General features: G+C 36.2%; 6 protein-coding genes. All 6 read left to right on the top strand.

Annotated elements, in window-relative coordinates; all coding sequences use genetic code 11:
• Positions 1-744: glycoside hydrolase family 97 C-terminal domain-containing protein (locus BM289_RS18530; protein WP_208610267.1), on the top strand; the 744-nt coding region annotated here is incomplete at its 5' end.
• A gap of 800 nt (positions 745-1,544) precedes the next feature.
• Positions 1,545-4,745: a SusC/RagA family TonB-linked outer membrane protein gene (locus tag BM289_RS18525; protein ID WP_091496308.1), complete on the top strand. Its 3,201-nt coding sequence runs from the start codon at positions 1,545-1,547 to the stop codon at positions 4,743-4,745.
• Positions 4,746-4,755: 10 nt separating this feature from the next.
• Complete coding sequence (locus tag BM289_RS18520; protein WP_091496306.1) at positions 4,756-6,645, top strand: RagB/SusD family nutrient uptake outer membrane protein; 1,890 nt, start codon at positions 4,756-4,758, stop codon at positions 6,643-6,645.
• A 39-nt stretch (positions 6,646-6,684) separates the two neighbouring features.
• A complete protein-coding gene (locus tag BM289_RS18515; protein WP_091496304.1) occupies positions 6,685-9,708 on the top strand; it encodes a SusC/RagA family TonB-linked outer membrane protein in 3,024 nt (1,007 codons plus the stop codon).
• Between the two features lie 27 nt (positions 9,709-9,735).
• On the top strand, positions 9,736-11,472 hold the full coding sequence (locus BM289_RS18510; RefSeq protein WP_091496302.1) for a RagB/SusD family nutrient uptake outer membrane protein: 1,737 nt from the start codon (positions 9,736-9,738) through the stop codon (positions 11,470-11,472).
• Between the two features lie 46 nt (positions 11,473-11,518).
• A complete protein-coding gene (locus tag BM289_RS18505; RefSeq protein ID WP_091496300.1) occupies positions 11,519-12,553 on the top strand; it encodes a DUF5627 domain-containing protein in 1,035 nt (344 codons plus the stop codon).
• Positions 12,554-12,570: the final 17 nt, after the last annotated feature.

Below are 12,570 nucleotides of genomic sequence, written 5' to 3'. Positions count from 1 at the left end.
GGCATTAAAGTGGATTTTTTCGGAGGGGACAAACAGGTGACCATGAAACTGTATGAAGATATTTTGACGGATGCCAATGATTTTGGAATTATGGTCATTTTTCATGGATGTACTTTACCACGTGGTTGGGAGCGCATGTATCCTAACTTTGCTTCGAGTGAAGCTGTTTTGGCAAGCGAGAATTTACACTTCGGTCAGCAAAGCTGTGACAACGAAGCAGTAAGTGCGGCAACCCATACGTTTATAAGGAATACGGTGGGAAGTATGGATTTTGGAGGAAGTGCCTTAAATAAATTCTATAACAGTGATAATATTCCAAACAAAGGCTCAAAGAGAATGACCTCTGATGTATTTGCCCTTGCTACTTCTGTTCTTTTTCAAAGCGGCGTACAGCATTTTGCATTAGCACCCAATAATTTGAATGATGCTCCAGATTGGGCTTTAAAATTTATGAAAGAGGTGCCTACAGTATGGGATGAGGTTCATTTTCTAGAGGGATATCCAGGCAAATATGTTTTATTGGCCAGAAGAAAAGGAACAAAGTGGTTTATAGCCGGAATTAATGCTGAGAATAAAACATTGAAAACAAAAGTAAAATTGGATATGTTGAATTTTGATACAAAAATTAATTACTACAGCGATGATGAGCAATTAAATGGAAAAGTTACTTCGTTTAAAATAAATAAAAACAAAGAAGTTGAAATAAAAATTCCTCATAATGGCGGAATGGTAATTACAAATTAAAGGAAGATTTAATATAATCCATGTAATCCACGCCGGTTCTAAAATTAGAACCGGTTTTTTTATGCCATAGATTTTAGAGATTAAAGAGAACCCTAGCTTATTAATTTATGCTTGTATATTTTTTATAAGTTAAATTTTTTAACATTTTAAAAAAGGAATATCAATTCAAATCTATTGCAATCATACTGTTTGGATATAAAAATACAATCGGTTGTTTTTTTGTTCTAGTGAAACATGTTTTACTTACAAGTTATATAGTACTTGAAATTACTAAAACGTTGATTTTATGGTTCTTTTCTCATAATACGATTATGATTTCTATTATATTTTTTATTAAGTGTTAAATATACAATTGTTAGTGATTTAAAGATTAAACTGAAAAAACTATACTGATATTCGTCAAAACACTTTTAAAATTGAATTATACTTAATTATTTAAGATAAAATATATTTAATATGTTTTTATACACCTGTTTTTTTTTGATATTGTCAATAAAATTTTAAGCAATCGGTTGTGTATGTCGAATTTTTACATATTTTTGTTAACATAGAATTCACATTCATTTCACAAAAACAAACAAAAGATTTCGCTAATAAAATAGTGGAGTCATATTATATCCAAAAAAAAACTTACTAACCACTTTTTTAAAACAACAAATGATGAATCACAACTCAACATGAACACAGTACTAATTATAGGCAGCTTCTTATTGTTCCACAGGATAGCTTTCCTCGTATTTATGCTGCTTATCAATTAAAAAAGAGATAAATAAATAATTAGTTCAAACATCTTAATTAATATGAGAATAAAATTATGTAAAATTTTTAATGGCTTGAAATATCTGCCTTTGGGAGTTTTGTTTCAGTTTTTGTTTGCAGGTACCTTGCAGGCAGCCGAGAAAGCGGAGCCTTTGCGAAAAGTAGTATTCCAGACTAATCAAGAAATAATAATCACAGGACGTGTAACTTCAGGAAATGATCATTTAGGAATTCCAGGAGTAAATGTTGCTGTAAAAAATGTGCCTAATGCGGTTGCCGTTACTGACATAGACGGAAAGTATTTAATAAAAGTTCCATCATCAAAAGCCATTTTGGTCTTTACAAGTGTAGGGTATAAACCCTTGGAGATAGCCGTAGAAGGTAAATCTGAAATTAATGCAGTAATGAACCAAGATCAAACAGATTTAGGTGAGGTAATTATTGTAGGATATGGAAAACAGAAAAAAGCCAGTTTGGTTGCCTCAATTGCACAGGTTTCTGGAAAAACTTTGGAAAGAGCGGGAGGGGTAAACAGCATAGGTGCCGCCTTAACGGGTAATGTTCCCGGGTTAATTACTTCTGCCAGTACTGGTATGCCGGGTGAGGAGGATCCGCAGCTTTTTATTCGTGGAGCAAGTACTTGGAATAATGCACAGCCGCTTATTTTGGTGGATGGGGTAGAAAGACCAATGAATAGTGTGGAGATTACATCAGTAGAATCTGTTTCGGTATTAAAGGATGCCTCGGCTACTGCGGTTTATGGGGTAAGAGGAGCAAATGGTGTTATCCTTATTACTACCAAACGCGGACGCTCTGGAGCAGCTTTAATCAGAACTACTTTTAATACTACAGTAAAAGTTCCGTCCGAGCTACCAGCGAAATTAGATGCTTATGATGCTCTTATCGTTAAAAATAGGGCAATTGAATATGAATTAGCTCTGAGTCCTTCTAGCTGGAATGATTATCTCCCGCAGGCAATAATTGATAAATACAGATTTCCAGCCAACACTGCTGAAGCGGAACGTTATCCGAATGTGGATTGGCAAAAAACGCTGTTTAAAGATTATGCAATGTCTTATAATGCCAGTCTAAATGTAAGCGGTGGAACCAAATATGTTAAGTATTTTGCCAGTGCAGATTTTGTCAGTGAGGGAGATTTATTTAGAAAATACAATAATAACAGAGGCTATGATGCAGGATATGGTTACAATCGTTTAAATGTGAGAAGTAATCTGGATTTTCAAATCACGCCAAGCACTGTTTTTAAAGTTGGACTTGCAGGTTCTCATGGAGTTAAAAAAAGTCCGTGGGGTGCTTCTGGAAGCGAATATCCAATGTGGGATGCTGCTTATTCTACTGCTCCGGATGTGTTTCTTCCATATTATTCTGATGGTTCTTGGGGATACTATGCTCCTAATCAGGGTAAAGCATCTAACTCTGTGCTGAATTTAGCGATAAGCGGGGTTCAGTATGTAACTACAACCAGGTTAAATACAGATTTTACACTTGAGCAGAATTTGGATAGCGTGCTAAAAGGACTTAGTTTTAAAGGAATGATTGCCCTTGACAACACTTTTGTGGAAAACAACAGAGGGGTAAACGATTTGTATAATGATGTGCAGCAGAAATGGATAGATCCAAATACTGGATTGGTATTGTACAAGAATAGTTTTGACTTTAACAACAGATTCGATTTTCAGGAAGGCATTAAATGGTCTCCGAGTGCAGGGAGCGTAAATAATAATGCTTCAGCCCGAAACCTTTTCTATCAGCTACAATTAAATTATCACACAAAAATTGCGCAGAAGCATGATATTGGTGTTCTAGGACTTTTTAATAGATACCAGACTGCTACAGGAAGTGAGATTCCGCATTTCAGAGAAGATTGGGTTTTCCGTACAACTTATAACTACGCTGATAAATATTTTATTGAATATAATGGAGCCTACAATGGATCTGAGAAATTTGATAAAGACAATCGTTTTGCATTTTTCTCTTCCGGAGGGGTAAGCTGGATTGTGACCAAAGAAAACTTCATGAAAAGCACTGCATCATTTATGGATTTATTAAAAATCCGTGCTACCTATGGAGAAATTGGTGATGATAACGTTAACGGAAGATGGTTGTATATGTCGCAGTGGGCATATGGAGGTAATGCATTACTTGGGACAACAGGAGAAACAGCAGAATCAAGCCCGTATACATGGTATAAAGAAGCTTCAGTAGGTAATCCTGATGTGCATTGGGAAGTAGCGAAAAAAAGTGATATCGGAGTTGACTTTGGATTTTTTAAAGGATTGGTTTCCGGAACTTTCGATTTGTATCGTGAAGATCGAAGAGATATTTTATTGGACGGGCTTAGAAGAGCAATCCCTTCTTATTACGGTGCGGTTGCCCCGGTTGCGAATCTAGGACAGGTTCAGAATAGAGGTTATGAACTAGAACTTAAGTTCAATTATACTTTTGGGAATGGTCTTAATCTTTGGTTAAATACCAGTATGACACATGCAAAAAACAAAATCATAAGTGCAGATAATCCCGAATTACTGCCTGATTACCAAAAAGGGGAAGGAAAAGCAATAGGACAGAGTTATTCGTATGTAAGCAATGGATACTACAATACGTGGGATGAATTATACGCAAGCACCATACATAGCACAAATGATGGACAAAAACTTCCAGGGAATTATAACATATTGGATTTTAATGCCGATGGTGTTATCGATGCTAAAGATAATATTCCGTTTGGATACTCGGGAACTCCTCAAAATACTTACAATACGACTTTCGGAATAAACTGGAAAGGTTTTAGCGCATTTGTACAGTTTTACGGCGTAAGCAATGTTACCAGACAAGTCGTTTTAACCAGTTTATCTGAACAGAATCACGTGGTTTACGATCAGGGATCTTTCTGGTCATCAGATAATACAAACGCAGATTCTCCTATGCCTCGCTGGCTATCAACTGCAAGCGGTTTTAACAATGGAAGCAGATACATGTATGATGGTTCTTACCTTCGTTTAAAGAATGCAGAGATTGCCTATACATTTGACGGGACATCAAAATGGGTAAAATCTGTAGGACTTCAAAGCCTTCGAGTGTATGTAAACGGAAACAACCTGTATTTATGGACAAAAATGCCTGATGACAGGGAATCAAATTTTGCCGGAACCGGATGGGCATCACAAGGAGCTTATCCAACTGTAAAACGATTTAATCTTGGAGCCAATATCATATTTTAAACTGAGAACTATGAAAAAATATATAAATAATATAGTAAAGTACAGCATTGTTTTAAGTGTGCTTTTAATTTCGGGATCTTGTGAGGATTATCTTGAAAAATCATCTGATTCTGATATTTCTTCTGAAGAGGCATTCAAAAATTTTGAAAACTTTCAAGGCTTCACCGAAGAATTATACCAATGTATTCCTGATTTTACAAATGCTTATTGGACGAATTCATGGAATTGGGGAGAAGACGAAATTCAGTCTACGGCTCGTGATTTTCATTTTGTATGTAAAATTGATAAAGGAGACTTTTGGGGATGGCAGTCTGAATTTGACGGATGGCAGGCAGGCTGGATGAACAGAAGAAATGTAAGTACCAATAATGACCGTTTTGCCAAAGATATGTGGACACTAGGATGGGCTGGCATACGTAAAGCCAACATCGGATTAGCCAATATCGATAAAATGACGGAGTACACTGAGGAAGAAAAGAAAATGATCAAAGGGCAGCTTTTATTTTTTAGAGGCTGGTTTCACTTTCAATTTATGCAGTACTTTGGAGGTCTTCCTTATATCGATACGGTTCTTCCAAGTGATCAGCCACTAAAACTGCCTAGACTTACTTACCAGGAATGTGCAGATAAAGCGGCAAGTGATTTTAGAGAAGCAGCAGATTTGTTGCCAGTTAATTGGGATGATACTACCATTGGAAAAAGAACCTTAGGGAAAAATGAGCTGCGTATTAATAAAATAATGGCTCTCGGTTATTTAGGTAAAAATTATCTGTGGGCCGGAAGCCCTTTAATGAATAAAGTGTCTAAGGGTAATTCAGGTTATGATGCCGAATACTGTAAAAAAGCGGCAAAGGCATTTGCCGAACTGCTTACTATAACAGAAAGCGGTTCATCTCAATACAAACTTGTTCCATTTAACAAATACAGCGATAATTTTTACACAACTGGTGGTAACTGGAGAATGCCTGGTTCTACAGAAGCTATTTTTAGAGGCCCTTATTATGGAGCAAACGGATCGAACTGGGGAACTTCAAAACAATATCAGCCAGCACCACAAATTTGTGATGGTGATGTGAAGTTTCTGCCAACTGCAAATTATGTGGATAATTACGGAATGGCAAATGGAATGCCAATTAAGGATATTACAAAAGCAGACCCGGATTCTGGTTACGATCCACAATATCCTTGGAAAGGCAGAGATCCACGTTTTTATAATGATATTGTCTATGATGGTGTAAAATGCGTTACAGGGTCTATGCCTTCCAACGAAGAGCAGAATAGATATGCTAATCTTTATACTAACGGAAGTTATAGGAATATAAGCTCTGGAAGTAGAACGGGATATCTGTTGTATAAATTTATTCCTAGAACAGCCAATAAATTTGATGATGGCTTTGGTTATGGAAACAATCTTAATATCCATCTTCCTTGGATGCGTTTGTCGGATATTTATATCATGTATGCAGAAGCGGCAGCAGTAGGTTATGGTGGTGCTTCGGGTAAAGATCCAGGTTTCTCCAAAACGGCTCTTGATGCAATAAATGTTATTCGCGACAGAGCTGGTGTTGGTCATGTTGCTGGTGTGTTTACATCAGGTTTAGATGCATTTATGGGTGAGGTTAGACGTGAACGTGCTGTCGAATTAAGTTTTGAGGGACATCGTTTTAATGACTTACGTCGTTGGCTGCTTTTAATTGACAGTCCATACACCTTGAAAAAATCAATTGAATTTGACCGTGCTGGTACATTAGATGTAAATAACCCAAGCCAGAATAAAGTGCTTAATATTCGTGAAGTCGTGATATTGGAGAGAAAATTTTCTGAAAAACATTATTGGCTGCCATTAAAAAATGCAGACGTGAATATGTATGTGGAGTTCCCGCAGAACCCAGGATGGTAATTCATAGACTGTTTTAATAAACTAAAAAAATATAGAATAATGAGATTTATACAGCTTAAAATAATGTTATGTTTTGCAGTATTTACTTTGTTACCTGCTAAAATCCTTGCTCAGAATAATCAAAAGATAGTTTTAACAGGGATTATAACCGGGGTAGAAGGTAAACCTATTGAAAATGCAACCTTGTCAAGTACTCAGGATAATGTATCAATAACCACAGATGCTGCTGGAAGTTATTATATTACGGTAACACCAGATGCTGATTTACAAGTACAGGCAGAAGGATATCAATCACTTTCCATTAAGGCTTCTGTCGGAATAGAAGATATAAGTCTTAAAAGTATTACTGTAGACCAAGTGCAGATTGCTTTCAAAAAAGAAGATGCCCAGAATTTAATGGGAGGTATCTCTTATATAAATGTGCCAGAAATTATAAGTAAAAATTATACAACTTACAGCCTGGATGGGGCTCAGGCTCTTGTTGGAGGATTTAATGGAAGTTTATGGGGCATGGGTGGATATCTGGTATTAGTTGATGGAGTTCCTCGTGAAGCCAGTTCGGTACTTTCTACTGAAATAGAGCAGATTACTTTCTTAAAAGGAGCATCTGCGGCAACGCTTTATGGAAGCCGTGCAGCTAAGGGTGTCGTTTATATTACTACCAAAAAAGGAAAGATTCAAAAACAACAAATTACATCAAGATTGGATAATGGCGTGTTTATACCTAAAAGCCTTCCTAAATATCTAGGCTCAGCAGAATACATGCAGTATTACAATCAGGCTCGGGCAAATGACGGTTTAGATCCATTATATACAGATGAAACCATTTATAATTTTGCTTCAGGAAAAAATCCATACAGATATCCAAATGTTAATTATTATGCACCTGAATATGTAAAGAAGTTTTATTTTAATTACGATGCAAATGTTGAAATTACAGGAGGTAATAAAGTGGCAAGGTATTTTACCAATGTCAATTTTATGTCGCAGCAGGATCCTTTACAGGAATTTGGGGAAGCGGCTAATAATAACATGAATAGATTTAACATTCGAGGAAATGTTGATCTGAGCATAAATGATAGAATTTCGGCTACAATTGGGGCTAACGCAATTTATTCTAATACCAGAGGGGTTAATACAAATTACTGGCAAAATGCCGCTACACTTAGACCTCATTTGTTTAGTCCGTTATTGCCTATTAGTATGATAGAACCAGGAGATGCTGCAACGTTGGCTCTTGCTAACAGTAGTAATTATATAATAGACAATCAATACCTTTTAGGAGGAACACAGCTGAATCCGACAAATCCATTTGCCACAATTTATGCGGGTGGATATAATACATTCACAAGCCGTCAATTCCAGTTTAATACCGGTGTCGATGTCAAGTTGGGAGATTTACTGGATGGTCTGTCATTTCATACCAATTTTGCAGTAGATTATGCGACATCCTATAATCAGTCATACAATAATGTTTATGCTACTTACGAAGCAAATTGGAACACTTATGCCGGATTCGATCAAATTGGTTCTTTGACTAAATATGGAAAAGACGCAAAATCAGGAGTGCAGAACATCAGTAATAGTGCTTTTGCTCAAACGGTAGCTTTTTCAGGTCAATTTGATTATGTGAAAAAAATAAATGAACAGCATAATTTTTCAGCTATGCTTATCGCTTCAGGATTTCAGCAGTCACAGTCGGCTGTTTATCATAAAACAAGTAACGCTAATTTAGGACTGAATTTGGCCTATAATTTTGATCAAAAATATTTTGCAGAATTTAATGGCGCATTTGTTCACTCTGCCAAATTTGCTGAAGGAAACCGTGAAGCCTTTTCGCCGACAATGTCTTTGGGGTGGAAATTATCTAATGAGGATTTCATAAAAAACATAAAGTCGATAGATAATCTTAAAGTAACGGCATCTGCAGGTATTTTAAATACAGATCTGGATGTAAATAATTATTATTTATATCAGAGTATTTATACCCAGACAGACGGGGCTTGGTTCAGCTGGAGAGACGGTGCGCTTAACAGAAGCACGGATTCAAGAAGAGGTGAAAACCTAAATCTAACTTTTGCAAAAAGAAAAGAGATAACTTTTGGTCTGGAAGGTTCATTCTTCAATAGATTAATAACATTGAACACTAATTTTTTCATTAATAAATTGGAAGGGAATATTATTCAGGCAGCAAGTTTATATCCTAATTATTACACTACTGGCTGGCCTAACACTTCGTTTATTCCTTACATCAATTACAATGATGATAAACGCACAGGTTTGGATTTTGATTTAAGATTTAATAAAAAGGCGGGTGCTGTTGATCTGACACTTGGATTTACAGGAACTTATCTAAATACAGAAGCTTCTAAACGAGCAGAGCTTTATGAAGATTCTTATCAAAACAGACAAGGAAAACCTTTGGATGCGCTTTGGGGACTTAAGAGTGACGGGTTCTTTAGAGATGCAGCTGATATTCAAAACTCACCTTCACAGACTTTTGGACAAGTTAAACCTGGTGATATTAAATACAAAGATCAGAACGGTGATGGTATAATTGACATGAAAGATGAGGTTTATTTAGGTAAAGCGGGTTGGAACGGAGCTCCGCTAACTTTTGGAATCAATTTTACTGCTAAGTGGAATAATTTTACATTTTTTGCAATAGTTACAGGGCAAACAGGTGCCTATGGAATGAAAAATAACTCTTACTACTGGATAGATGGTGAAGATAAGTATTCTATAAATGTTCGCAACAGTTGGACAGAAGAAACTAAAGATACTGCAACCTTCCCTCGATTGACTTCATTGAATAGTGATAATAATTACCGTTCATCAGATTTCTGGATTTACAGCACTAATCGAATAGATCTTTCTAAAGTGCAGATTACCTATGATTTTCCAAAAAAAGCGCTAAATCAGACTTTCTTTAATGGTCTTAGTGTTTATGCATTAGGGGCAGATCTTCTGACACTTGCTAAAGAGAGAGAATATATGGAATTGAATATTGGTAGTGCTCCTCAAAACAGATATTTCAATCTAGGTCTTAAAGCATTATTTTAAATTTTAGAAACACTTAATTTAATTAGTATGAAAATAAAATTATTAACTTTTATATCAGTTGTGTTTGTTTTTTGCAGCTGTGATGACTTGATTGAACCTGCTATAGAGAACAACAGGGGATTGAAAGATATGTATGCTGAAGCAGAATATGCGCAGGGAATTCTTTTAAATGCTTATACAAGACTGCCGGGTAATTCCTGGTCTTTCAATGATGTTGCTACAGATGATGCTGTTACCAATGACATCAGCAGTAATTATCTTAAAGCGGCAACAGGTCAATGGACTGCCAATTTTAACCCTCTGGACCAATGGACTAACTCCAAAAGCGCTATTCAATATTTGAATATATTTCTTGCTGAAGCAGATAAAGTAAAGTGGGCAAAAGATGATAATGTCAGTGTTTTGTTTAGAAACCGTTTAAAAGGAGAAGCTTACGGCTTGCGTGCACTTTATATGTATTATTTGTTGCAGGCTCATGCAGGAGTTGCCGCAAATGGAGAATTGTTGGGTGTTCCCGTATTATTGGAGCCTCAGACTTCCACTTCAAACTTTAATGTGGCCCGCAGTTCATTTGAGGATTGCATGAAACAATTATTTGCAGATGTAGCAAAAGCAGTAGAATTGTTACCGTTAGATTTTGAAGATGCCACGGCTCTGCCACCGGGATACGATAATTTAGCAGATTATAATCGTGTATTTGGACAATATGCGAGACAGAGAATGTCTTCGAGAATTGCTCAGGTTGTAAGAGCTCAAGCATCTTTATTGGCTGCAAGTCCCGCATTTAGTTCGGGAAGCACCACTACTTGGGATACTGCCGCTAAGTATGCAGGAGAATTATTAAATCTTAATGGCGGAATTGCAGGAATCGATCCAAACGGTCTCAATTGGTATAGTAATGCTGCCGAACTGAGCAGTTTAGGGGGAGGAGTAAATCCGAAAGAGGTAATCTGGAGAACAGATATTGCTGAAAGCAATAATCTGGAAAGTGATAATTTTCCGCCAACACTTTTTGGAAAAGGACGTGTTAATCCTACTCAGAATTTAGTAGATGCTTTTCCTATGGCAAATGGATATCCTATTTCTAATCCAGCTGGAAATTACAATGCGGCTAATCCATATGCAAATCGTGACCCGCGTCTGCAGAAATTTATTTTAGTGAATCAAGCTACTGCTGGTGTAAACAACACAGTAATTACTACAGCAAGTGATGGAAGTACAAATGATGCATTGAACAAAGTAGGTACTTCGACCAGAACAGGGTATTATATGAAAAAACTGCTTCGTCAGGATGTTAACTTGAATCCAAATGCAGTAAATAATCAAAGACATTACAGGCCACGTATGAGATACACAGAGCTGTATTTAATTTATGCTGAGGCAGCAAACGAAGCATGGGGACCTTTGGCGACTGGCTCTGCTGGATTTTCAGCATATGATGTAATTCAGGCTTTAAGGAAAAGAGCAGGAATAAGTCAACCAGACTTGTACTTAGAATCTATTAAATCCGATCAGTCAGCTATGCGTAACTTAATTAGAAATGAGCGTCGATTGGAATTATGTTTCGAAGGCTTTAGATTTTGGGATCTGCGCAGATGGAATTTGAGTTTGAATAACGCTGCAGAAGGAATAAAAATCCAAGCAAATACTTATCAGAAAATTACAGTAGAGGACAGGCTTTTTCAGGAGTATATGAAGTATGGACCTATTCCATATTCTGAGGTTTTGAAGTTTAATGCCTTGATTCAGAACAAAGGATGGTAGGGTTGTATTCTGTCTAATGTATTTATTATTAAATAATTATAGAAAAATGAAAAACAAGATATTTTTAGTGGTTGCTGTTCTTTTTGCTTTATTGACAGCATGTACAAATGATGACCAGAACTTTGATGATTACGAGTATTCAGCAGTTTATTTTGCATACCAGTTTCCTGTGAGAACCATAACTTTAGGAGAAGATATATTCGATACTTCATTGGATAATGAACATAAATGCAAAATAATGGGAACGTTGGGCGGTGTTTATAAAAATGATAAGGAGGTAACAATTGATGTTTCGGTTGCCAATTCTCTAACGTCGAATCTTTTGTTTAGTAACGGAGGAGATCAGATTGTTGCCATGCCTGCTAATTACTATACGCTTTTAAGCAATAAAATAGTTATTCCAAAAGGACAAATTACAGGAGGTGTAGAAGTACAGCTTACAGATGCTTTTTTTGCAGATCCTCTTGCCATAAAAAAGACATATGTCATTCCGCTTCAAATGACAAAGGTGGTGAATGCAGATTCTATTTTGTCAGGAAAAGCGCTTGTTGCAAATCCATTAAGACCTTTGTCTTCAGACTGGAGTATAGCTCCAAAAGACTATGTTTTTTATGCAATTAAATATGTAAATCCATGGGATGGATTTTATTTAAGAAGAGGAAAAGATACGTTTGTTGGAAACAATGGAAATACTGCGCTTAATAGAGTAGAAACCAGACATAATACTTATGTTGAGAAAGATCAGGTTAACCGAATAAATACTTTGTCAATGAAAACTATTGATTTTCCTGTTACGATTAAAGATAAGGCTGGAGCCAATATTAATTTTAATCTGGTGCTAACATTTGATGATAAAGACAATTGTACCATTACTGGAAATAATAATTCACAGTTTACAGCATCTGGTACAGGAAAATTTGTAAGAAAAGGAGAAAAAAACAGTTGGGGAAATAAGGATCGTGATGCACTTTATTTAGATTATAAAGTTAATTTTCAGGATTTTAGTGTAGCAACTAAAGATACATTAGTACTTCGCGACAGAGGCGTAACTGCCGAATTGTTTACTCCTGTTGTCAAATAATTCAATATTATTAAAAG

It is taken from the genome of Flavobacterium phragmitis (assembly GCF_900112575.1).
GTDB lineage: Bacteria > Bacteroidota > Bacteroidia > Flavobacteriales > Flavobacteriaceae > Flavobacterium > Flavobacterium phragmitis.
Note: the sequence above shows the minus strand (reverse complement) of the source record. Positions and strands in the feature narration are given on the sequence as shown.

What these genes read in the sequence shown, in the direction of transcription:
- BM289_RS18525 (WP_091496308.1), top strand. Translation starts at nt 1,545, where the DNA reads ATGAGAATAAAATTATGTAAAATTTTTAATGGCTTGAAATATCTGCCT.
- BM289_RS18520 (WP_091496306.1), top strand. Translation starts at nt 4,756, where the DNA reads ATGAAAAAATATATAAATAATATAGTAAAGTACAGCATTGTTTTAAGT.
- BM289_RS18515 (WP_091496304.1), top strand. Translation starts at nt 6,685, where the DNA reads ATGAGATTTATACAGCTTAAAATAATGTTATGTTTTGCAGTATTTACT.
- BM289_RS18510 (WP_091496302.1), top strand. Translation starts at nt 9,736, where the DNA reads ATGAAAATAAAATTATTAACTTTTATATCAGTTGTGTTTGTTTTTTGC.
- BM289_RS18505 (WP_091496300.1), top strand. Translation starts at nt 11,519, where the DNA reads ATGAAAAACAAGATATTTTTAGTGGTTGCTGTTCTTTTTGCTTTATTG.